Source organism: Streptomyces sp. NPDC002870, from assembly GCF_042888505.1.
Lineage (GTDB): Bacteria > Actinomycetota > Actinomycetes > Streptomycetales > Streptomycetaceae > Streptomyces.
Genome location: NZ_JBIAPW010000040.1, coordinates 52,467 through 75,187, shown reverse-complemented (window position 1 = coordinate 75,187; position 22,721 = coordinate 52,467). Strand labels below are relative to the sequence as shown.

Here is a 22,721-nt window from a genome sequence, read left to right as displayed (position 1 = left end):
CGAACGTGGCAGGAGTGGCCCGCCGCCGCCTCGACGCCGAGCTGGTACGCCGCAGCCTCGCACGCTCGCGGGAGCACGCGAGCCAGCTGATCGCGGCAGGGCGGGTGACCGTCGGCGGCAACACCGCGACGAAGTCCGCCACCCAGGTCGAGACCAGCGCGGCCATCGTCGTCACCGCCGACGACGGCGACCCCGACTACGTCTCGCGCGGGGGCCACAAGCTCGCCGGAGCGCTGGCGGCGTTCGTGCCGCTCGGCCTGAAGGTCGAGGGACGCAGGGCGCTGGACGCGGGCGCGTCGACCGGCGGCTTCACCGATGTACTGCTGCGGGCGGGCGCCGGTCATGTCGTCGCTGTCGACGTCGGCTACGGACAACTCGCCTGGTCTTTGCAGAGCGATGAACGCGTCACCGTCAAGGACCGTACCAACGTACGCGAATTGACGGTGGAGGCGATCGATGGGGGGCCGGTGGACGTGGTGGTCGGGGACCTTTCCTTCATCCCGCTCGCCCTGGTGCTGCCCGCTCTGGTGCGCTGCGCGGCTCCCGACGCGGACCTGGTGCTGATGGTCAAGCCGCAGTTCGAGGTGGGCAAGGAGCGGCTCGGCAGTGGCGGTGTCGTACGCAGTCCCGAACTGCGGGCGGACGCGGTGCGGGCCGTGGCGCGCAAGGCGGCGGAGCTCGGGCTCGGTGTGCTGGGCGTCACCGCCAGTCCGCTACCGGGCCCCTCCGGCAATGTCGAGTATTTTCTGTGGCTCCGGGCCGGAGCGCCCGAGCTCGATCCGGCGGATGTCGACCGTGCAGTTGCGGAGGGACCTCGTTGACAACGACACCAGCAGCGACAGCAGCACGCACCGTTTTCCTGCTCGCACACACCGGGCGGCCCGCGGCGATCCGCAGCGCCGAACTCGTCGTACAGGGGCTGCTGCGCTGCGGTCTGGGCGTACGTGTCCTTGAGGCGGAGGCGGCCGATCTGCCGCTGCCGCCGTCCGTCGAGACGGTCCGCGAGGCGACCCCCGGCGCACTCGAAGGCTGCGAGCTGCTGGTCGTGCTCGGCGGGGACGGGACGCTGTTGCGCGGCGCCGAGTTCGCCCGGGCCTCCGGGGTGCCGATGCTCGGCGTCAACCTCGGGCGCGTCGGCTTTCTCGCGGAGGCCGAGCGCGACGACCTCGACAAGGTCGTCGACCGGGTCGTCACGCGCGCCTACGAGGTCGAGGAGCGCATGACCATCGATGTCATCGTGCACAGCAACGGCGACATCGTGCACCGGGACTGGGCGCTGAACGAGGCGGCCGTGCAGAAGGTCTCGCCCGACCGGATGCTGGAGGTCGTCCTCGAGATCGACGGGCGGCCGGTGACCGCCTTCGGCTGCGACGGCATCGTGTGCGCGACGCCGACCGGCTCGACGGCGTACGCCTTCTCGGCCGGCGGGCCGGTGGTCTGGCCGGAGGTTGAGGCGCTGCTGATGGTGCCGATCAGCGCGCACGCCCTGTTCGCCAAGCCGCTGGTGACCTCGCCGACCTCGGTGCTGGCGGTGGAGGTGCAGCCGCACACGCCGCACGGGGTGCTGTGGTGCGACGGGCGCAGGACCGTCGAACTGCCTCCGGGGGCGAGGGTGGTGGTGCGGCGCGGGGCCGTGCCCGTACGCCTGGCACGGCTGCACCACGCGTCGTTCACGGACCGCCTGGTGGCCAAGTTCGCGCTGCCGGTGTCGGGTTGGCGCGGCGCGCCGAGCTGAGCGGGCTGGGGCATCCCCGCGTGCGCGGGGAGCAAAGTATCCGGAGCTCGTCCAAAACGGATACGACCGGACCATCCCCGCGCGGGCGGGGAGCCGTACGGTCAACGAGCCGCGCACCGAAGAGTGACTCCCTGCCCGGTGCCTCCCCGGCACCGGTTTCCCCGCATACCGTGCCGGGAGGCGGGGCGACGTCGCATCGGATGGGGGAAACCTCGTATGGTCAGGTCCGTGTTGGAGGAGATGCGGATACGGTCGCTCGGAGTCATCGACGACGCTGTCGTCGAGCTGTCGCCCGGTTTCACCGCGGTGACCGGCGAGACGGGCGCGGGCAAGACCATGGTCGTCACCAGCCTGGGGCTGCTGCTCGGCGGGCGCGCCGACCCCGCCCTGGTGCGGATCGGCGCGAAGTCGGCGGTGGTGGAGGGCCGGATCAGTGTGTCCGCCGACGGCCCCGCGGCAGTACGGGCCGAGGAGGCCGGGGCCGAACTTGAAGACGGCACCCTGCTGATCAGCAGGACCGTCTCCGCGGAGGGGCGCTCACGGGCCCACCTCGGCGGACGGTCCGTGCCGGTCGGCATGCTGTCCGAGCTGGCCGACGAACTCGTAGCCGTCCACGGCCAGACCGACCAGCAGGGACTGCTGCGGCCCGCGCGGCAGCGGGAGGCGCTCGACCGCTACGCAGGCGGCGCGGTCACCGGGCCGCACGCCAAGTACGCGGCCGCGTACCGGCGGCTGCGCGCCGTCTCCGTGGAGCTGGACGAGCTGACCACGCGCGCCCGCGAGCGCGCCCAGGAAGCCGATCTGCTGCGCTTCGGGCTGAACGAGATCGCGGGCGTCGAGCCGCGAGCGGGCGAGGACGTCGAACTCGCCGCCGAGGCGGAGCGGCTGGGCCACGCGGAGGCGCTCGCGTCGGCCGCGTCCGTCGCGCACGCCGCGCTCGCGGGCAACCCCGAGGACCCGGAGGGCGTCGACGCGACGACGCTCGTCGCGGGCGCGGGGCGGGCGCTCGACGCCGTACGCTCCCACGACCCGGCGCTGGCCGCGCTCGCCGACCGGATGGGCGAGATCTCCATCCTGCTCGGCGATGTGGCGGGAGAGCTCGCCGGGTACGCCGACAATCTGGACGCCGATCCGCTGCGGCTGGCCGCGGTGGAGGAACGGCGGGCCGCGCTGACCGCTCTCACCCGCAAGTACGGCGGGACCGGTGAAGGTGTTGCCGGGGTCCTGGCCTGGTCGGAGGAGGGCGCCGAGCGCCTCACCGAGCTGGACGGCGACGACGAGCGAATCGATGAGCTGACGGCGGAGCGGGACGCGCTGCGGGGCGAATTGTCCGGTCTGGCCCAGGCGTTGACCGACGCCCGTACGGAGGCGGCGGCGCGGTTCGCCGAAGCCGTCACCGCGGAACTGGCCTCGCTCGCCATGCCGCACGCGCGCGTGTCGTTCGACATCCGCCAGACCGAGTCCGTCGACGAGGCCTCCGGCGTGGAGGTGGGCGGCCGCTCGGTGGCCTATGGGCCGTCCGGCGTCGACGAGGTCGAGCTGCTGCTGGCCCCGCACCCCGGTGCGCCGCCGCGGCCGATCGCCAAGGGGGCGTCCGGCGGTGAGCTCTCGCGCGTGATGCTCGCGGTCGAGGTCGTCTTCGCGGGGACCGACCCCGTGCCCACCTACCTCTTCGACGAGGTCGACGCGGGCGTGGGCGGCAAGGCGGCGGTCGAGATCGGCCGACGGCTCGCGAAGCTCGCGAAGTCGGCGCAGGTGGTGGTCGTGACGCATCTGCCGCAGGTGGCGGCGTTCGCTGACCGTCAGCTGCTGGTCGAGAAGACGAACGACGGCTCGGTGACGCGAAGCGGCGTCACGGTCCTTGAGGGTGAGGACAGGGTGCGCGAGCTGTCGAGGATGCTGGCGGGCCAGGAGGACTCCCAGACGGCGCGGGCGCACGCGGAGGAACTCCTGGCGACGGCCCGGTCGGACGGGTAGGGCCCTCCCGTGACCGGGGGGCTCCGCCCCGGACCCCGCGCCTATGCTCTGCGGCCGTACCGGGAGTCGGGGGGCCGGCCCCCAGTTGCGGGGACGGGAACCGGCCCGCTCTAGGGTGGCGCGTATGCGAGCAGCGCAGAACTCCAGGCCCGGCGGCCGTGTTGCCGCGTTCGTCACTGCCCTCGGCGCGACCCGCGGCGTCTACGAAGCGCTGCGCAGGCACGCGCCCTCAGACCCCGCCCAGTGGCAGCGCAAGAACTACGCGGGCCGCACCGTCGACCTCTACGCCGGGCCCGCCGCGGCGGTCGGTGCCGCGCTCGGGACCGTGCCGGCCGGGACGCGGGGCGCGGCAGGGCTCGCGGTGGTCGCGGCCGGGGCGTGCGGGGCGTACGACGACATCGCAGGGGCCGGGGACCCGCGCCGCGGGTTCCGGGCGCATCTGGCCGCGCTCCGGCAGCGCGAGGTGACCGGCGGGGCCGTCAAGCTGTTCGGGATCGGTGCCGCGGGGCTCGCCGCGGGTGCGCTCCTCAAGGAGCGGCCGGCCGACAAGCTGCTCGCCGGGATCGTGATCGCCGGCACCGCGCACCTCGTCAACCTCGTGGACGTCGCCCCGGGGCGGGCCGCGCTCGCCGTGCTCGGCATCGGCGCCCCCGGGCTGCTGCGGCGCGGCCCGGCGGGCGCCCTGGCCGCGGCGCCGATGGGAGCCGCCGCGGCGATCCTCGCCGAGGACCTGGGGAGCGGACCATGATCGGCGACACCGGCGCCCACGCCCTGGGCGCGGCCCTCGGCGCCGCGGTCGCCGCGGGCAACGGCCGCGCGGGACTGGCCGTTCACGCGGCGGGGCTGATCGCTGCGGCGGTCTACGGGGACGAGGTCAGCCGGCTCGCCGGTTCCCCCATGTGAGTGATCCCGCGACACGGCCGCCCGGTACCTGACACGGCGGCGACATCCCGACGGTGCCGGAACGTGCGTACGGACTGGCATCCTTGGCGCGTGACACAGCTGCGTACGGTCCAGGTGCTGGGCGGCGGCAGTGCGGGCAGCAGCGCGCACGTCAGGTCGCTGGCCGCGGGGCTGGTGGCGCGGGGCGTGCGGGTGACGGTGTGCGCCCCCGCCGAACTGGAGCATGTCTACGACTTCCCGGGCGCCGGGGCGCATTTCGCGCCTGTGCCGCGGCGGAGCGACCCGGCGGCGGTCGGGGCGCTGCGTGTGGCGTGCGCGGGGGCTGACGTGGTGCACGCGCACGGGCTGCACGCCGCCGTACGCACCGCGCTGGCGCTCCGTGGGCAGCGCGTGCCCCTCGTCGTCACCTGGCACACGCGCTCTCACGACGACGGGGCGCGGGCGCGTGGCCGGGTGCTGTGGCTGATGGAGCGAAGGGCCGCGCGGGCGGCGGCGGTTGTACTCGGCACCTGCTCCGAACTTGTCGACCGGGCTCGCGTCCGCGGCGCCCGTGACGCCAGGCTCGCACCGGTCGCGGCGCCGGCGCCGCGGGGCTGGGCGGGCCCGATCGAGGGCAAGGCCCGGGCCGAACTGGGCGTGGTGGACCGGCCGTTGCTGATGGCCGTCGGCACCCTGGAGCCGCGCCGGGGGTACGGGACGCTGCTGGACGCCGCGCGGTTGTGGCGCGACCTGGACCCGATGCCGATGGTGGTGATCGCGGGGGAGGGGCGGGAGCGGGGCGCGCTCCGGCGCCGCATCGAGGCGGAGGATCTGCCGGTGCGGCTCGTCGGCAGCCGCGACGACATCGCCGACCTGCTGTCGGCGGCGGACGTTGCTCTGCTCACGAGCCGCTGGGAGGCCCGCTCCCTGCTCGCCCAGGAGGCGCTGCGCATGGGCGTCCCGCTGGTCGCGACGGCGGTCGGCGGCGTGCCGGAGCTGGTGGGCGAGGCGGCGGAACTGGTCCCGTACGGCGACGCGGCCGCGCTGGGCGAGGCGGTGGTGCGGCTGCTGGGGGACGCGGGGCGGCGGGAGGAACTCGCGGCGGCGGGGCGGGCGCAGGCGGAAACGTGGCCGACGGAGGACGAGACGATTGCGCAGGTGCTGAGCGTGTACGACGAGGTGGTGGCGGGGCGGAGCGCCTGACCCCTTGGCCGCCCCCCGAGCCGGGCGCCTGACCCTGGGTGCCTGACCCCGAGCGGAGGTTGACCCTGGGCCCCGGGGGCCGATCGGGACCTGACGCCGCGTGCACACGTACCCCCGGGGCCCGTCTCACCCTCACAGCACGTGACGTCTCGCCCTCAGCGCCAGGCTCAGGGCCAGCACCGTCTGCGGGTCGTCCAAGTCCGTGCCCAGGAGTTCGGAGATGCGGGCCAGACGGTTGTACAGCGTCTGGCGGTTCAGATGGAGTTCGCGGGCCGTTTCCGCCTTGCGGCCCGCGTGGGCCAGGTACGTCTGCAGCGTGGGGAGCAGCGGCGGGCGGGACGTCGCGTCGTGGTCCCGCAGCGGACCGATCGCGCGGTCCACGAAGGCCGCCAGGTCCGGCTGGTCCCGTAGGCGCCACAGCAGCAGGTCGATGTCCAGGCGGCGTGCGTCGTACCACGGGCGGTCGGACAGGCCCTGCGCCGCCGTCGCCGTTTCCGCCGCGTGGCGCAGGCCCGCCGATGCCGCCGCCCAGCCGCCCGCCATGCTGGCCACCACGACCGGCGGGTGCGCGCCGGCGGCTTCCAGACCGGCCCGTTCCACGCCCGCCCGCAGCGCCGCCGCGACCCGGTCCGCGACCGCCGTGCGTTCGGATTCGGAGCGCAGGCCCAGCAGCAGCGGGACCCGGCCCTCCACGGGCCGTACGCCCAGCAGCACCGGTACGCCCACCGAGGACAGCTCCTCCAGCACCGCCCTGGCCAGCAGCGCCCAGTTGCCGGAGGGGGAGAGCTCGGGGGCCAGCCGCATGACGACCGGCAGCAGCGGTCCTTCGCCCGGTTTGAAGCCCAGGACGCGGGCCTGGGCCGGCGCGTCCTCCGCCGTGATGCGGCCCTCCGCCAGGTCCGTCAGAAAGTCGCCGCGGCCGCGTGCCGCCAGCTCCTCCTCCTGGCGGGCCTGCATCAGGACGACCGCCAGCAGCCCGGCCGCCCGCTCCGCAGCCATCCGGTGCACCGTGAGCAGCGGGGAGCCGACGGCCAGCAGCACCAGCCGGGCGCGTACCGAAGCCGCCCCCTGCCCACCCCCCGGCACGTCCACCAGGACCGTTCCGGCCGGCGGGGACTCCCGCACGGCCCGCTGTCCGCGCAGCCCGTCCCACACCTGGAGCGGATCCGCCCCGGCCTGTCCCGACTCGGAGCCTGCCGCGTACAGCAGCTGCCCGTCCGGCGTCTCCAGGAAGACCGGGTTCGCGGTGAAGTCCGCGAGGACACGCAGCACTTGGGGCACCCCGCCCCCGCCGAGCAGTGCGTCCGTACACCGCCGGTGCACATCTTCGGCCTGCCGCAGCAATGCGTAGTGCCCATTGACGATCTCGGTGTGGATCTCCTCCGTCACCGAGACGAAGGCGACCTCGCGGTGCAGTTGCACCAGCGGCAGCCCGGCCGCCCGCGCCGTCTCCACGATCGCCGCCGGCAGCCGGTCGAAGCGCGGCCCGAGCTCCACCACCAGCGCGGCGATCCCGCGGTCGGCGAGCCGGCGTACGAAGGCACGCTGCTCGGCCGGCCGGGTGCCCAGGCCCAGGCCGGTGGTGAGGAGCAGCTCGCCGCCCTTCAGCAGGGAGGCGATGTTCGGCACCTCGCCGGCGTGTACCCAGCGCACCGTGCGTTGCAGCCTGTCCGCGCCGGCGACGACCTCCGGAAGCCCGCCGCGCAGCCCGGGCAGCTCCAGCGCCCGCTGCACCGTGATTCCACCCTGGGTCTCCACAGACTCTCGCCTCGCGATTCACTCGGGCCGGACGGTGGCGCCGCCTTGGACGAAGGGCGGTGTCGCCCTGGATTCGGACGCTACCGTGCCGGTCCGCGCGGGCGATTGTCAGGCCCGCCCCCGTCGGTTGCGGCGGGTGTCACGCGCCGTTCGGCGAGGCCGGTCGGATGTTGTGGTTCAGCCGGAACACGTTGTCGGGGTCGTACTCGGCCTTGACCGCGGCGAGCCGCTTGTAGTTGTCGGCGCCGAAGCTGGACACCACCCGCTCCCGGCCCTCCTGCCCGATGAAGTTGAGATACACCGTGCCGCTGGACCAGGTCGCGAAGTCGGCGCGGACGTCGCGGGCCCACTGCTTGCCGCGTTCGTCGTCCAGCGGGCTGTCCCAGATGCCGAAGGGATGGACGACCCACGGCGATGCGCGCCACGGCACCGGATAGTCCGCCCGGCCTCTCGCCATCGCACCACCCAGCGGGAAGAGGATGTGCTGCGAAGCCGAGGGCACCGGCATGCCGGAGGCATGGGAGCAGAAGACGTTCACGGCCGCGTCCGGGAAACTCTCCAGGTATTCGGCGGACCAGTAGTTCCGCATCCCGGGCGGATCGTCGAGCATGCACTGCAGTTCCGCGTACGGAAGCTCCGCGATCACTTCTGCCTCGTGACCGAGCCCCCGCAGCGGCTCGGTGACCTCGCGGGCGTCCGCCTCCTCGCCCGCGTAGGTGACCAGCGCCACGAGCGTGAGCTCACCCACCAGCTGCTCGGGAACGAAGGGCTCCGGCGGCCCGGTGAGGTAGATGCATCCACCGCCGGCCTCGTCCGGGGCGGATGCCGCGAAGTCGCGGAAGGCTTGCAGCACTTCGGTTCCGGCCTGAGGACGGAACACCAGCATGACCATGCTCATCGCGGGCAGCTCGTGCAGTTGCAGGGTGATCGAGGTGGCCACGCCGAAGTTGCCGCCGCCGCCGTGCAGCGCCCAGAACAGCTCCTGGTTCTCGTCCTCGCTCGCGTGCACCGTGCTGCCGTCGGCGGTCACCAGCTCGACGGCGATCAGATTGTCGCAGGCCAGTCCGCACTTGCGCTCCAGCCAGCCCGATCCGCCGCCCAGCGTGAAGCCGCCCACGCCGGTGGTGGACGCGCGGCCGCCCGTGGTCGCCAGTTGGTACGGCTGTGTCGCGCGGTCGAGGTCGCTCATGGTGGCGCCGCCGCCGATGCGCGCCGCACGGGAGTCGGCATCGACGATCACGGTGTGCATCCGGCGCAGATCGATCACGATCCCGCCGTCGGTCAGCGACATGCCCGCGACACTGTGGCCACCGCCGCGTACGGCGATCTCCAGGTCCTGGTCTCTTCCGAAGCGGATCGCCCGGGCCACATCCGCCTGCGTCTCGCACTGGGCGATCACGGAGGGCCGCCGGTCGATCATGCCGTTGAAGACCGCGCGGGCCTCGTCGTATCCCTTGTCACCTGGGGTGACTGCTTCCCCGGTCAGTTCTTGGCGAAGACCGGTCAGAGCCGTGTCCGCTATGTCTTGGGGCGCCATAGTGGCCCCCTTCCGAGGGAGCGACAGGTCTTTCTCATCGTAGTCCCGCCGGGCGGAACGTGATCAGTCGTGAGAAGGCCCTGCCGCGTCGCCGGGGCTACCCTCCGTACGCCCCCGAAGCCGTCAGCCGCAGCGCCGTGTCGATCAGTGGAACGTGGCTGAACGCCTGCGGGAAGTTCCCCACCTGACGCTGGAGCTTCGCATCCCACTCCTCGGCCAGCAGCCCCAGGTCGTTGCGGAGCGACAGCAGCTTCTCGAACAGCCGCCGCGCCTCGTCCACCCGCCCGATCATCGCCAGGTCGTCGGCGAGCCAGAACGAGCAGGCGAGGAACGCGCCCTCGTCGCCCTCCAGGCCGTCGACGCCGGCCTCCTCGCCGGCCGTCGGATAGCGCAGTACGAAGCCGTCCTCGGTCGACAGCTCCCGCTGGATCGCCTCGATCGTGCCGATGACGCGCTTGTCGTCCGGCGGCAGAAAGCCCATCTGCGGGATCAGCAGCAGCGAGGCGTCGAGCTCCTTGGAGCCGTACGACTGCGTGAAGGTGTTGCGCTCCTTGTCGTAACCCTTCTCACAGACATCGCGGTGAATGTCGTCGCGCAGCTCACGCCACCGCTCGATCGGCCCGTCCGCGTCCCCGGACTCGATCAGCTTGATGGTCCGGTCGACCGCGACCCAGGCCATGACCTTGGAGTGCACGAAGTGCCTGCGCGGCCCGCGCACCTCCCAGATGCCCTCGTCCGGCTGGTCCCAGTGCTTCTCCAGATAGCGGATCAGCTTGAGCTGCAGCAGCGCGGCGTAGTCGTTGCGGGCCAGACCCGTCATATGGGCCAGATGCAGCGCCTCGGTGACCTCGCCGTACACGTCCAGCTGAAGCTGGTGGGCGGCGCCGTTCCCGACCCGGACGGGGCCGGAGTTCTCGTAGCCGGGCAGCCAGTCCAACTCGGCCTCGCCCAGCTCCCGTTCGCCTGCGATCCCGTACATGATCTGCAGGTTCTCCGGGTCGCCCGCCACCGCGCGGAGCAGCCACTCGCGCCAGGCGCGGGCCTCCTCGCGGTAGCCGGTGCGCAGCAGCGACGACAGGGTGATCGCCGCGTCGCGCAGCCAGGTGTAGCGGTAGTCCCAGTTGCGTACGCCGCCGATCTCCTCCGGCAGCGACGTCGTCGGCGCGGCGACGATCCCGCCCGTCGGCGCGTACGTCAGCGCCTTCAGCGTGATCAGTGAGCGGACCACGGCCTCGCGGTAGGGCCCGTGGTACGTACAGTGCTCGACCCACTCCCGCCAGAAGTCGGCGGTGGCCTCCAGGGAGCCTTCCGGGTCCGGCAGCGCCGGCGGCTGGTGGTGGGAGGGCTGCCAGCTGATCGTGAACGCGATCCGCTCGCCGGGAGCGATGGTGAAGTCGGAGTACGTGGTGAGGTTCTTGCCGTACGTCTCGGTTTCGGCGTCCAGCCACACCGAGTCGGGCCCGGCGACGGCGACCGTGCGCCCGTCGACCTTGTGGACCCAGGGCACCACACGCCCGTAGCTGAACCGCATGCGCAGCGCCGAGCGCATCGGCACGCGCCCGCTCACGCCCTCCACGATCCGGATCAGCTGCGGGGCGCCGTCACGAGGCGGCATGAAATCCGTCACACGGACCGTGCCGCGCCGCGTGTCCCACTCCGATTCGAGGATCAGCGAGTCCCCGCGGTAGCGGCGCCGGTCGGCCGCCGGCGGCTTGGCGTCCGCGGCGTGCGCCGGCCCCAGCCGCCAGAAGCCGTGTTCCTCGGTGCCGAGCAGGCCGGCGAAAATGGCATGCGAGTCGAAGCGGGGCAGGCACAGCCAGTCCGCTGTCCCGTCCCGGCAGACCAATGCAGCGGTCTGCATGTCTCCGATGAGTGCGTAATCCTCGATGCGCCCGGCCACGTGCATCTCCAGTCGAACGGCCACGTCCGCCCCGCGGGGCGCTTACTGCAGTCAAGGGTCGTTGACGAGTCCTGCTCGATGCGCTTCGCCCGCGCCCTTGTACATCGCTCGGCAGCGAGTGTCCGAGCAGGATACGACGCGTCCTGATGATCCGCGCCGCCGTCCCGACAACCTGACACAGCCGAACGGGTGAGCCAAGGGTGAGTCCCCGGTGATGGGGGTGCCTATCAGACCATGCGTGGCCGGAAGCGGTCACTCGCTGTCGCTGATACCCTGGTACCCCGTGGACCGGTGGCCGTCCTGTTTGAAACAGGGGCCCCGAAACCGCAGCGACGGCACCCCCCGACCCTCTCGGAGGCACGCCGGTACGCACCTCACCTCGCGACCACGGGAGCCCCCTCTTGGCGATGCCGCCCAAATCCATGACGACCAAGCACATCTTCGTCACCGGGGGTGTCGCCTCCTCCCTCGGCAAGGGCCTCACGGCTTCCAGCCTGGGCGCGCTGCTCAAGGCGCGGGGCCTGCGGGTCACGATGCAGAAGCTCGACCCGTACCTCAACGTCGACCCGGGCACCATGAACCCGTTCCAGCACGGTGAGGTGTTCGTCACCAACGACGGCGCCGAGACCGACCTGGACATCGGCCACTACGAGCGCTTCCTCGACGTAGACCTCGACGGCTCGGCCAACGTCACCACGGGGCAGGTCTACTCCACGGTCATCGCCAAGGAGCGGCGCGGTGAGTACCTCGGCGACACCGTCCAGGTCATCCCGCACATCACCAACGAGATCAAGCACCGCATCCGCCGCATGGCCACCGACGACGTGGACGTGGTGATCACCGAGGTCGGGGGCACCGTCGGAGACATCGAGTCGCTGCCGTTCCTGGAGACCGTCCGCCAGGTCCGCCACGAGGTCGGACGCGACAACGTCTTCGTCGTGCACATCTCGCTGCTGCCGTACATCGGCCCGTCCGGCGAGCTGAAGACCAAGCCGACCCAGCACTCCGTCGCCGCGCTGCGCAACATCGGTATCCAGCCGGACGCGATCGTGCTGCGCGCCGACCGTGACGTGCCGACCGCGATCAAGCGCAAGATCTCGCTGATGTGCGACGTCGACGAGGCGGCCGTGGTCGCGGCCATCGACGCCAAGTCGATCTACGACATCCCCAAGGTGCTGCACACCGAGGGCCTCGACGCCTATGTCGTACGCAAGCTGGACCTGCCGTTCCGCGATGTCGACTGGACCGTCTGGGACGACCTGCTGGACCGCGTCCACAACCCCGACCACGAGGTCACGGTCGCGCTGGTCGGCAAGTACATCGACCTGCCCGACGCCTACCTCTCGGTGATCGAGGCGCTGCGCGCGGGCGGCTTCGCCAACAAGGCCCGCGTCAAGGTCAAGTGGGTCACCTCCGACGACTGCAAGACCCCGGCGGGCGCGCAGAAGCAGCTCGGCGACGTCGACGGAATTCTCATCCCCGGCGGTTTCGGCGACCGCGGCGTGAACGGCAAGGTCGGCGCGATCACCTTCGCCCGCGAGAACAAGATCCCGCTGCTCGGCCTCTGCCTGGGCCTGCAGTGCATCGTGATCGAGGCCGCGCGCAACCTCGCCGAGATCCCCGAGGCGAACTCCACCGAGTTCGACTCCGCCACCGCACACCCGGTGATCTCCACCATGGAGGAGCAGCTGGCGTACGTGGAGGGCGCGGGCGACCTGGGCGGGACGATGCGCCTCGGCCTCTACCCGGCGAAGCTCGCCGAGGGCTCGATCGTCCGTGAGGTCTACGACGACCAGCCCTACGTCGAGGAGCGCCACCGCCACCGCTACGAGGTGAACAACGCCTACCGCGCCGAGCTGGAGAAGAAGGCCGGCATCCTCTTCTCGGGCACGTCCCCCGACAACAAGCTCGTGGAGTACGTCGAGTACCCGCGCGAGGTGCACCCCTACCTGGTCGCCACCCAGGCGCACCCGGAGCTGCGCTCCCGCCCGACCCGCCCGCACCCGCTCTTCGCGGGCCTGGTGAAGGCCGCGGTGGAGCGCAAGACGGGCAAGTAATCACAGGCGATACGGTTGCCGGGGTACGGGGCTTTTGGGTTCCCGTACCCCGGTTTTCTGTTGTGTGTGCTGGGAGGACGTTTTCATGACCATCAAGGACACGCCCGAGGAGTGGCACGTCGCCGCCACCGCGACGCCTTTCCGGGGCAACAAGACCAGCGTCCGCGCCGACGACGTGGTCATGCCCGACGGCACGGTCGCCAGGCGCGACTACCAGGTCCACCCCGGCTCCGTGGCGGTGCTCGCGCTCGACGACACGGGCCGTGTCCTCGTACTGCGGCAGTACCGGCACCCCGTGCGCCACAAGCTCTGGGAGATTCCGGCCGGCCTGCTGGACGTGCCGGGTGAGAACCCGCTGCACGCCGCGCAGCGCGAGCTGTACGAGGAGGCGCACGTCAAGGCCGAGGACTGGCGGGTGCTGGCAGACGTGTACACCTCGCCGGGCGGCAGCGACGAGGCCGTAAGGATCTTTCTCGCCCGCGATCTTTCGGAGGCCGAGGGCGAGCGCTTCGAGGTCTCAGAGGAGGAGGCCGACATGGAGCTCGCGCGGGTACCGCTCGACGAGCTCGTACGTGACGTGCTCGCCGGTGACCTGCACAACAACTGCCTCGTCGTGGGCGTGATGTCGGCCACCGCCGTACTGGCGGGCGACGGCTTCGACACTCTGCGCCAGGCCGAGGCCCCCTGGCCGGCCCGCCCCTTCGAGGCCTGAGCGAGGTCCGACCGGGTCTTCGAGGCCTGAGCGAGGTCCGACCGGGTCTTTGAGGCCTGAGCGAGGTCCGACCGGGTCCTTGTCCGACGATCCGCTGACCCGATCGGGCGACGCCCCCGCCCCGCTCCGCCGGGATCGTCGCAGAGCGTGAACTACGCTCGGAACGCCCGTGCGGAGTCCCGGCGGGCTCGGCTCGTGCGCGGACTGGACGGGAGCGTGGCCCGTGGCGGATCAGGCGGTGGACTCGGTCGGCCGGGCCGGGGCGGCCAGGCGCCAATTCTTCGGGCGGCAGCGGGAGTTGAAGTCGCTGCGGGCCGATATCGAACGAGCCGGCCTGAACACCCTGTCCGGACGCAAGGCACCCCGCGCCCGCGTTCTCCTGATCGCCGGGCGGCCCGGATCCGGACGCAGCGCACTCGCCGGGGAACTCGCCTTCCGGCTCGCCGGAAACTATCCCGACGGGGTGCTGCGCGCCCGGCTGACGGAGCCCGGCGGGCGGCGGGTCCCGATGGAGTCGGCCGCCCGCGAACTGCTCGACTCCCTCGGCATCGCGTCACCGCCCGGCGCCGACGAGGACGAGCTGACCGAGATGGTCCGCGAGGCGCTCGCGGAGCGCCGGATGCTGCTGCTCCTCGACGACGCCGGTGACGCCGAACAGGTCGACCCGCTGCTGCCCGACAACCCCGACTGCCTGGCCGTGGCGGTCTCCCAGGGGCCGCTGACCGGCATCCCCGACGTACGGCCGTGCACGCTCGGAGGGATGGACGCGAAGTCCGCGATCGAGCTGCTCAGCACCTTCACCGGGTCGGTGCGCATCACCGTCGACCCGCAGGCCGCCGAGTCCGTCGCCGAGGAGTGCGGCGGGCTTCCCGCAGCCCTGGTCCTGGTCGGCGGCTGGCTCGCGGCCAGGCCGAGGGCGTCCGTCGCCGACGTGGCCAAGCGGCTGCGGGGACTGCCCGTAGAAGAGGAGCAGCCCAGCGGCACGAGGCCGCTGGCCCGGGCCTTCCGGCTGGTGTACGAGTCTCTGCCGCAGTCGGCCGCCCGGATTCTGCGACTGCTGGCCCTCGCGCCCGGCGGGTTCGCCGACGCGCACACCGCGTCCGCGCTGGCCGGTTCCTCGGTCTCGGCCGCCCAGTCGACGCTGGACGACTTCGCGGCCCTCGGCCTGCTGCACTCGGTGGGCGTCCCTCCGGACGAGACAGGGGCAGGGCAGTACATGGTGCCGGGGTGGCTCCTGCCGATGCTGCGCGCCCTGATGGAGACGGAGGACCGGCCCACCGAGGTGCAGGTGGCCCGGGCCCGGATGCTGGAGCGGACCGTACGACAGCTGCAGTCCTGCCGTGCCATCACCGAGCCGGACGGGTCGCCGGCACGCAAGAAGCTGGCCGGGCTGCCGAGCGCGCTGCGTTTCCCGAGCGCGCCGGCCGCGGCCGCCTGGCTGAGTTTGCGGCTGCCCGCCCTGCTCGCGTCCGCGCGCGTCGCGGTCGAGGACGGCGGGCTGGACACCCTGGCGCGTCGGCTGGTCGCGGCGCTGGTCAGGGCGCTGGCCGCGCACCGCGGCACCGAGGCCGCCGCGCCCGAGCTCTACGGCCTGCACCAGCTGGTCCTCGGCGTCGCAGAGCGGCGCGGGCTGCACCGGGAAGCGGCCGCGGCCCTGCTCAATCTCGCCGATCTGGACGCGCAGACCGGACGCACCGAGGCGGCGCTGGCCCGCTACCGTGCCGCGCTGGACGCCGGACGGGCCGCGAACGATCCGTACGCGACCGGCCGCGCGATGGAATCCGTAGGCGGCGCCTACCAGGAACTGGGGGACTGGCAGCGGGCCGCCGACTGGTACGGACGGGCGCTCGCCCAGCGCCAGGCGCGCGGCGAGCAGGCCGACGAGGCACGGCTGTACGGCCGCCTCGGTACCGCGCACACCTACGCCGGCCGGTACGGCGACGCGCTGCGCAGCTGGCGGGCCGCAGTGGCCGGCTATCGCAGAGTCGGCGATCTCCCGTCCCAGGCACGAGCGTTGAGCGAGGCGGCTCGCGTACAGGAATATGCGGGCCGGCCGGAGGAGTCCTTGCACACCTGCAAGCAGGCGGTGGACTGGGCGAGGCAGGCCGGGGACGCACGGCTGCAGGCAGCTCTGCAGCTCAGGCTGGCCGACACCCTCGACCGGCTGGGCGACCCGGCGGCAGCCCGGCTGCACCGTTCAGCTGCGGAGAGACTGCTTGGAACAGAGGGTTCCACCTGCGAAATCCGTAGCACTTCAGCCAAGGATTGATGCTTTGTAAGGCTAGACAGCGGGAAATCCTTCATTAGACTGGCTCCGCCACGTGTTCTCGTGGTGTCTTCCGGTGCGTCATGCGCATCCGGGTATGTATGGCAATGCCCCCTGTATCCCCTGAGCCAAGGACCGTGATCGACGTGAAGGTCGGCATCCCCCGCGAGGTCAAGAACAACGAGTTCCGGGTGGCGATCACCCCCGCCGGCGTGCACGAGCTCGTGCGCTACGGCCATCAGGTCTTCATCGAGCAGAACGCCGGTGTCGGCTCATCGATCACGGATGACGAGTTCATTGCCGCCGGTGCGCAGATCCTGCCCACCGCCGACGAGGTCTGGGCCACCGCCGACCTGCTGCTGAAGGTCAAGGAGCCCATCGCCGAGGAGTACCACCGCCTCCGCAAGGGCCAGACGCTCTTCACCTACCTGCACCTCGCCGCGTCCCGCGAGTGCACGGACGCCCTGCTGGAGTCCGGCACCACCGCGATCGCGTACGAGACGGTGGAGACCGTGTACCGCGCGCTGCCCCTGCTCGCCCCGATGTCCGAGGTCGCGGGCCGGCTGGCCCCGCAGGTCGGCGCGTACCACCTGATGCGCTCGGTCGGCGGCCGGGGTGTGCTGCCGGGTGGCGTCCCGGGCACGGCGGCCGGCGAGGCCGTCGTCATCGGCGGCGGCGTCTCCGGCTGGAGCGCCACGCAGATCGCCGTCGGCATGGGCTTCCACGTCACCCTGCTCGACCGTGACATCAACAAGCTGCGCGAGGCCGACAAGGTCTTCGGCACCAAGGTGAAGACGATCGTCTCCAACGCCTTCGAGCTGGAGAAGGCCGTCGTCGAGGCGGACCTCGTCATCGGCGCCGTTCTCATCCCGGGCGCCAAGGCTCCGAAGCTGGTCACCAACGAGCTCGTCGCCAAGATGAAGCCCGGAAGTGTACTTGTCGACATTGCAATCGACCAGGGTGGCTGCTTCGAGGACTCGCGTCCGACCACCCATGCCGAGCCGACCTTCATGGTCCACAACTCGGTCTTCTACTGCGTCGCCAACATGCCCGGCGCGGTGCCCAACACCTCCACCTATGCGCTCACCAACGCGACGCTGCCGTACATCCTGGAGCTCGCGAACCGCGGCTGGGTCGAGGCGCTGCGCCGTGACCCGGCGCTCGCCAAGGGTCTCAACACCCATGACGGCCAGGTGGTTTACGGCCCGGTCGCCGAGGCTCACGGCCTTCAGAGCGTCGAACTGAGCGCACTCCTCGGCTAGGCGTCAACGCTCGTCGTCAACATCAATCCCACGGCCGGACCTTGCCGAGCAAGGTCCGGCCGGATGTGTATCGGACCAGTTTGCGACGCTCGCTCAACTCGCCTCGAACGTAACCCTTTAACCGTTTCGCGCACCCTCGAAACCTGAGGGCCAGGTCACGCCGGGAGTCCTTAGCGCTCTTGACAGAAGGGCGTTCGGTTGCCGACACATCGGGCCGGGTCCGGCGGATTGTGTTGCTGCGGACCGGTGACACGCCATAGAGTCGCCAACCGTCGGCATGATGCCACGCTGACCTATCGATAAAGTTTCCTGGTCACGTCCAAGGAGGTAAGACGACTTGTGAATGAGTCGACATTTACTCCCGGGGGTGGTCAACCAGGGATGCCTGCGAGGGGCCGGGTCCCGTCAACAGAGCAGCCCGGGCTCGAGGCTGTCGGCTCCGTCGCTGTCCGGTCCTCCGCGACACGCCACCACACGACGCACATGACGACAGCCCACACGATGAAGATGATGGACGGCCAACACGTGAACGCCATGGCCGGCAACGAGAGTGGCCGAGAGTCCACCCACTTCGCCGCCTACGAGGAAGTCCCCGAAGGGCACTTCTACGACCCCGACGCCGAGTACGAGCCGGACCCCGAGTACGCGGCCACCCTCGCCCCCGACGCCGCGCGTCAGCGCCGCGAGCGGATCGGCCCCACCGGGCGGCCCCTGCCGTACTTCCCGATCCCGGGCCCGCTGACCGACCACGGTCCCGCGAAGATCATCGCGATGTGCAACCAGAAGGGCGGCGTCGGCAAGACGACGTCGACCATCAACCTGGGCGCAGCGCTCGCGGAGTACGGACGGCGTGTGCTGCTCGTCGACTTCGACCCGCAGGGAGCCCTGTCGGTCGGCCTCGGCGTCAACCCGATGGAGCTCGACCTCACGGTCTACAACCTGCTCATGGAGCGGGGCATGGCGGCGGACGAGGTGCTCCTGAAGACCGCGGTGCCCAACATGGACCTGCTGCCGAGCAACATCGATCTCTCGGCCGCGGAAGTGCAGTTGGTGAGCGAGGTCGCGCGCGAGTCGACGCTGCAGCGCGCCCTCAAGCCGCTGATGTCGGACTACGACTACATCGTGATCGACTGTCAGCCGTCGCTGGGCCTGCTCACGGTGAACGCGCTGACCGCCGCGCACAAGGTGATCGTGCCGCTCGAGTGCGAGTTCTTCGCGCTGCGCGGGGTGGCGCTGCTGACCGAGACGATCGAGAAGGTCCAGGAGCGGCTCAACCCCGACCTGGAGCTCGACGGCATCCTCGCCACGATGTACGACTCGCGCACGGTGCACAGCCGTGAGGTGCTGGCGCGGGTGGTCGAGGCCTTCGACGATCACGTCTACCACACGGTGATCGGGCGGACTGTGCGCTTCCCGGAGACGACGGTCGCCGGTGAGCCCATCACCACGTACGCATCGAACTCCGTCGGCGCCGCCGCGTACCGTCAGCTCGCCAGGGAGGTGCTCGCCCGGTGTCACGCCGAGTGAGTCTGCCCGGGGCCGACGAGCTGTTCCGTACGACCGGGGGCATGGCGCTGCAGGCTTCCTCCCCTGCGTCGCAGCGCCGCAAGGCGAACGGCGAGCCGAGGGTGCCGGCGCCCGCGGGGGAGAGCGATCCGGTCGGCGACGGCGCGGCCGAGCCGTCGGCGTCCGCCTCTTCCTCCACCACGTCGTCGGAGGAACACTCCGCGGCGGACGCGGACTCCTCCGCGGAGGGGCGCAGCCGGGGGGCGGAGGCCGAGGCCGCGGCGAAGGCCCGCCGCACGCAGGAGGCGGCCTCCTCGGGAGCCGCCGCCGTGTCGCCGACCGGCCAGACGCGCCGCCGGGGGCGTGGCGCGAACCGACGGCCCAGCGGCCGCGAACGGCACGACGAGAAGATCACCGTCTATGTCTCGGCCGAGGAACTGATGGACCTCGAGCATGCGCGGCTGGTGCTGCGCGGCGAGCACGGGCTGGCCGTCGACCGCGGGAGAATCGTCCGCGAGGCGGTGGCGGTGGTACTGGCGGATCTTGAGCAGCGCGGCGAGGCGAGCATCCTCGTACGACGACTGCGCGGGCGCTGACGGTAGCCTGCGCGCTGCCCTGCCTGCTCCTTTTGCCCCTGGACCGCGATGCCCCCGACCGATGACTCCGCCATTCCCCCGCCTTCGGGCGGGGGCCCCGGCGCGCTCCGCTCACCGCGCCGCTCGCTGGGCCGCGGCCCGGGCGCGGGCACGCCGGACGCTCCCGGCGGGCCCGAGGCGGGCCTGTGGCCCGAAGCCCTGCGCGAGCCGGCGACGGGTGCGCCGGATGCTCCAGGCGCGACCGGGGCCACCGAGCAGACCGCCGTCGGCGAGCCCGAGGCGCGGTCGGAAGCGGCCGAGACCAGTCCGCCGGACGCGGCCGAGGCCGCACGGCCCGAAGTCCTGCGCGAGCCGGAGGGCCTGCCGGACGCTCCCGGCGAGGTCGAGCCCGCGGCCGTACAGCCGGCAGCCCCCAGCGAGCCGGAGGCTGACGCTCCGGACGCTCCAGGCGGGCCCGAGCCCGAGGCCGTACAGCCCGCAGCCAAGAGCGAGGCCGAGCCCGTCGAAGGCGTCCCCGCCGAGCAAGCCGTCGACGACGGTCGGTTCAAGGTGCGGCTGGCCAACTTCGAGGGGCCCTTCGATCTCCTGCTGCAGCTGATCTCCAAGCACAAGCTCGACGTCACCGAGGTCGCCCTCTCCAAGGTCACAGACGAGTTCATGGTGCACATCCGGGCCATGGGCGACGACTGGGACCTCGACCAGACCACCGAGTTCCTCGTCGTCGCCGCCACCCTGCTCGACCTCAAGGCGGCCCGGCTGCTGCCGACCGCCGAGGTGGAGGACGAGGCCGACCTCGCGCTGCTCGAAGCACGGGATCTGCTCTTCGCGCGACTGCTGCAGTACCGCGCGTACAAGCAGATCGCCGAGATCTTCAGCGCGCGGCTGGACGAAGAGAGCAGGCGGTATCCCCGTACCGTCGGACTCGAGGCCCAGTACGCCGAGCTGCTGCCCGAGGTCGTCATCAGCATCGGCGCAGAGGGCTTCGCCAAGCTCGCTGTGAAGGCGATGCAGCCCCGGCCCAAGCCGCAGGTGTACATCGACCACATCCACGCCCCCCTCGTGTCCGTGCGCGAACAGGCCGAGGTGGTCGTGTCGCGGCTGCGGGAGGCCGGTGAACTCAGCTTCCGGGAGCTCGCCGCGGACGCGCCCGACACCCTCACCGTCGTGGCGCGCTTCCTCGCGCTGCTGGAGCTGTACCGCGACAAGGCCGTGGTCCTTGAGCAGGACGACGCCCTGGGGGAACTCGTGGTCAAGTGGACCGGCGGCGAGTCGGGCGCGACCGTCACCGATGAATTCGATTCTGAGGTTCGCGAGAACCAGGAGGAGGAGAAGGCGTGAGCGATCTCAAGCCCGCGCTCGAAGCGGTCCTCATGGTCGTCGACGAGCCGGCCACCGAAGAGCACCTCGCCAAGGTCCTGGAGCAGCCGCGCCGGGCCGTCGCCGACGCGCTGCGGGAGCTGGCGGACGAGTACACCGTCCAGGGCCGCGGCTTCGAGCTGCGGCTCGTCGCGGGCGGCTGGCGGTTCTACTCGCGGGCCGAGCACGCCGACGCCGTGGAGCGCTTCGTACTCGACGGGCAGCACGCCCGGCTCACCCAGGCCGCCCTGGAGACCCTCGCGGTCGTCGCGTACCGCCAGCCGGTCAGCCGATCGCGCGTCTCGGCCGTGCGCGGAGTGAACTGTGACGGCGTCATGCGCACCCTCCTCCAGCGCGGTCTGGTCGAGGAGGCGGGCGCGGAACCTGAAACAGGTGCGATCCTGTACAGGACGACGAACTACTTTCTGGAGCGGATGGGCCTGCGCGGCCTGGACGAGCTCCCGGAGCTCGCGCCCTTTCTCCCTGAGGCGGAGGCGATCGAGGCCGAGACGCAAGAGGGTGTGCCGTCGTTCGATCCGGACGCACCGGACACCGACGCAGACGACAAGACGGAATTTTGATGCGAAGCAGCGGCAGGAACAGCGGAAGCGGCAACCGGGACTCCCGGGGCGCCGGCGGCAACCGGGACTCCCGGGGCGCCGGCGGGAACCGGGATTCCCGGGGCGCCGGCGGGAAGGGGCGCGACGACAAGCAGGGGCAGCGCCCCCGCCACCCCCGCCCCGAGGAGCGCCGCTACGACGTGGGCGGTTCCACCGAGGAAGGCGGCGGCCCCCGCAAGGGCCGTGGCGCGTCCGCGCGCGGCGGCGCCAAGGGCGGCCCGAAGCCTGCGCAGAAGCCTCAGGGTTCCCGGCGCAGCGCACCGGCCCGCCCCCGTGAGCTCGACGCCAAGATCGAGCAGCGCAACCGGGACAGGTACGCAGAGAAGCCGCAGATCAAGACCCCCAAGACCTTCCCCGGCGCCGAGCAGGAGGGCGAGCGGCTGCAGAAGGTGCTGGCCAGGGCCGGCATGGGCTCCCGCCGCGCCTGTGAGGAGCTGATCGAGCAGGCTCGTGTCGAGGTCAACGGCAAGATCGTCGTTGAGCAGGGCCTGCGGGTGGACCCGGACAAGGACGAGATCAAGGTCGACGGGCTGACCGTCGCCACCCAGTCGCACCTCTTCTTCGCGCTGAACAAGCCCGCCGGTGTCGTGTCGACGATGGAAGACCCGGACGGGCGCCAGTGCCTCGGTGACTACGTCACCAACCGCGAGACCCGTCTCTTCCACGTCGGCCGGCTCGACACCGAGACCGAGGGCATCATCCTGCTCACCAACCACGGCGAGCTGGCCCACCGGCTGACCCACCCCAAGTACGGCGTGAAGAAGACCTACCTCGCCGCCATCCAGGGTCCGCTCCCGCGCGAGCTGGGCAAGCGGCTCAAGGACGGCATCCAGCTCGACGACGGCTATGCCCGTGCCGACCACTTCCGGGTGGTCGAGAACACCGGCAAGAACTACCTGGTCGAGGTGACGCTGCACGAGGGCCGCAAGCACATCGTGCGCCGGATGCTGGCCGAGGCCGGCTTCCCGGTCGACAAGCTCGTACGGACCTCCTTCGGGCCCATCCCACTGGGCGACCAGAAGTCGGGCTGGCTGCGCCGCCTGACCAACACCGAGGTCGGCATGCTGATGAAGGAAGTCGGCCTGTAGTCACACCACTTCTCGCACGAAGCCCGCGGTCACCTTCGGCCGCGGGCTTCTCGCGTCTTGTAGGACAGGCCTGTTCGTATTATAGTCAACATGACTATTAAGGGGGTGGGCGTGAGCCTCTCGGACATCGTCGAACCCCTCCTCGCCCGCCCGCACATCGCCACCCCCGCCGTGTCCGGCTGGTGGACCTGGACCCACGGGGGTGGACCAGGCTCCGACGCCCCGCTCGCGGCGGGGGTGGTGGGGACCCTCGCGCCCCCCGTTCC

Annotated in this window: 16 protein-coding genes and 2 pseudogenes; 15 read left to right on the top strand and 3 right to left on the bottom strand. The window is 71.7% G+C overall.

Annotated elements, in window-relative coordinates; genetic code table 11:
* Positions 1-5 precede the first annotated feature (5 nt).
* The 5 genes and pseudogenes from ACFYWY_RS33170 (at position 6) to ACFYWY_RS33150 (ending at position 5,797) form a co-directional block, all read left to right on the top strand.
* A complete protein-coding gene (locus ACFYWY_RS33170) occupies positions 6-821 on the top strand; it encodes a TlyA family RNA methyltransferase (RefSeq protein WP_389193520.1) in 816 nt (271 codons plus the stop codon).
* The gene (locus tag ACFYWY_RS33165) at positions 818-1,735 is read left to right on the top strand and encodes an NAD kinase (protein WP_389193517.1); all 918 of its coding nucleotides are present in this window, start codon (positions 818-820) and stop codon (positions 1,733-1,735) included. The genes ACFYWY_RS33170 and ACFYWY_RS33165 overlap by 4 nt, the downstream gene beginning before the upstream one ends.
* Positions 1,736-1,951: 216 nt before the next feature.
* Positions 1,952-3,712: a DNA repair protein RecN gene (gene recN / locus ACFYWY_RS33160; protein WP_389193514.1), complete on the top strand. Its 1,761-nt coding sequence runs from the start codon at positions 1,952-1,954 to the stop codon at positions 3,710-3,712.
* A gap of 124 nt (positions 3,713-3,836) precedes the next feature.
* Positions 3,837-4,615: pseudogene (locus tag ACFYWY_RS33155) on the top strand (hypothetical protein).
* Positions 4,616-4,705: 90 nt separating this feature from the next.
* On the top strand, positions 4,706-5,797 hold the full coding sequence (locus tag ACFYWY_RS33150) for a glycosyltransferase family 4 protein (protein WP_389193511.1): 1,092 nt from the start codon (positions 4,706-4,708) through the stop codon (positions 5,795-5,797).
* Positions 5,798-5,929: 132 nt separating this feature from the next.
* Here ACFYWY_RS33150 and ACFYWY_RS33145 read toward each other — a convergent pair whose 3' ends face one another.
* From ACFYWY_RS33145 to ACFYWY_RS33135, 3 genes are all read right to left on the bottom strand, one after another.
* Positions 5,930-7,555, bottom strand: coding sequence for a PucR family transcriptional regulator (locus ACFYWY_RS33145; protein ID WP_389193508.1), 1,626 nt, complete (start codon positions 7,553-7,555; stop codon positions 5,930-5,932).
* Between the two features lie 139 nt (positions 7,556-7,694).
* Positions 7,695-9,092 carry an FAD-binding oxidoreductase gene (locus ACFYWY_RS33140; RefSeq protein ID WP_389193505.1) on the bottom strand — a complete coding sequence of 466 codons (1,398 nt, stop codon included), beginning with the start codon at positions 9,090-9,092 and terminating at the stop codon, positions 7,695-7,697.
* A gap of 97 nt (positions 9,093-9,189) precedes the next feature.
* Entirely contained in the window at positions 9,190-10,992 is a 1,803-nt protein-coding gene (locus tag ACFYWY_RS33135; protein WP_389193558.1) for a glycoside hydrolase family 15 protein, read from the bottom strand.
* Positions 10,993-11,399: 407 nt separating this feature from the next.
* Here ACFYWY_RS33135 and ACFYWY_RS33130 point away from each other — a divergent pair, with 407 nt between their 5' ends.
* The 10 genes and pseudogenes from ACFYWY_RS33130 to ACFYWY_RS33085 form a co-directional block, all read left to right on the top strand.
* Entirely contained in the window at positions 11,400-13,049 is a 1,650-nt protein-coding gene (locus tag ACFYWY_RS33130) for a CTP synthase (protein ID WP_389193503.1), read from the top strand.
* An 85-nt stretch (positions 13,050-13,134) separates the two neighbouring features.
* Positions 13,135-13,761 carry an NUDIX domain-containing protein gene (locus ACFYWY_RS33125; protein ID WP_389193501.1) on the top strand — a complete coding sequence of 209 codons (627 nt, stop codon included), beginning with the start codon at positions 13,135-13,137 and terminating at the stop codon, positions 13,759-13,761.
* 223 nt (positions 13,762-13,984) lie between these two features.
* A complete protein-coding gene (locus ACFYWY_RS33120) occupies positions 13,985-16,030 on the top strand; it encodes a tetratricopeptide repeat protein (protein WP_389193498.1) in 2,046 nt (681 codons plus the stop codon).
* Between the two features lie 143 nt (positions 16,031-16,173).
* The gene (gene ald / locus ACFYWY_RS33115) at positions 16,174-17,289 is read left to right on the top strand and encodes an alanine dehydrogenase (RefSeq protein WP_389193555.1); all 1,116 of its coding nucleotides are present in this window, start codon (positions 16,174-16,176) and stop codon (positions 17,287-17,289) included.
* Positions 17,290-17,670: 381 nt separating this feature from the next.
* On the top strand, positions 17,671-18,816 hold the full coding sequence (locus tag ACFYWY_RS33110; protein WP_389193495.1) for a ParA family protein: 1,146 nt from the start codon (positions 17,671-17,673) through the stop codon (positions 18,814-18,816).
* Positions 18,801-19,391, top strand: a complete 591-nt coding sequence (locus ACFYWY_RS33105) for a hypothetical protein (RefSeq protein WP_389193492.1) — start codon at positions 18,801-18,803, stop codon at positions 19,389-19,391. Before ACFYWY_RS33110 ends, ACFYWY_RS33105 begins: the two co-directional genes overlap by 16 nt.
* A 48-nt stretch (positions 19,392-19,439) precedes the next feature.
* Positions 19,440-20,729 (top strand): segregation/condensation protein A, encoded by a 1,290-nt coding sequence (locus ACFYWY_RS33100; protein WP_389193489.1) that lies wholly within the window; start codon positions 19,440-19,442, stop codon positions 20,727-20,729.
* Complete coding sequence (scpB, locus tag ACFYWY_RS33095; RefSeq protein WP_389193486.1) at positions 20,726-21,328, top strand: SMC-Scp complex subunit ScpB; 603 nt, start codon at positions 20,726-20,728, stop codon at positions 21,326-21,328. Before ACFYWY_RS33100 ends, scpB begins: the two co-directional genes overlap by 4 nt.
* On the top strand, positions 21,328-22,455 hold the full coding sequence (locus ACFYWY_RS33090) for a pseudouridine synthase (protein WP_389193484.1): 1,128 nt from the start codon (positions 21,328-21,330) through the stop codon (positions 22,453-22,455). The genes scpB and ACFYWY_RS33090 overlap by 1 nt, the downstream gene beginning before the upstream one ends.
* Before the next feature lie 162 nt (positions 22,456-22,617).
* A pseudogene (locus ACFYWY_RS33085) lies at positions 22,618-22,704 on the top strand (nicotinamide riboside transporter PnuC); the annotation flags it as partial.
* Positions 22,705-22,721: the final 17 nt, after the last annotated feature.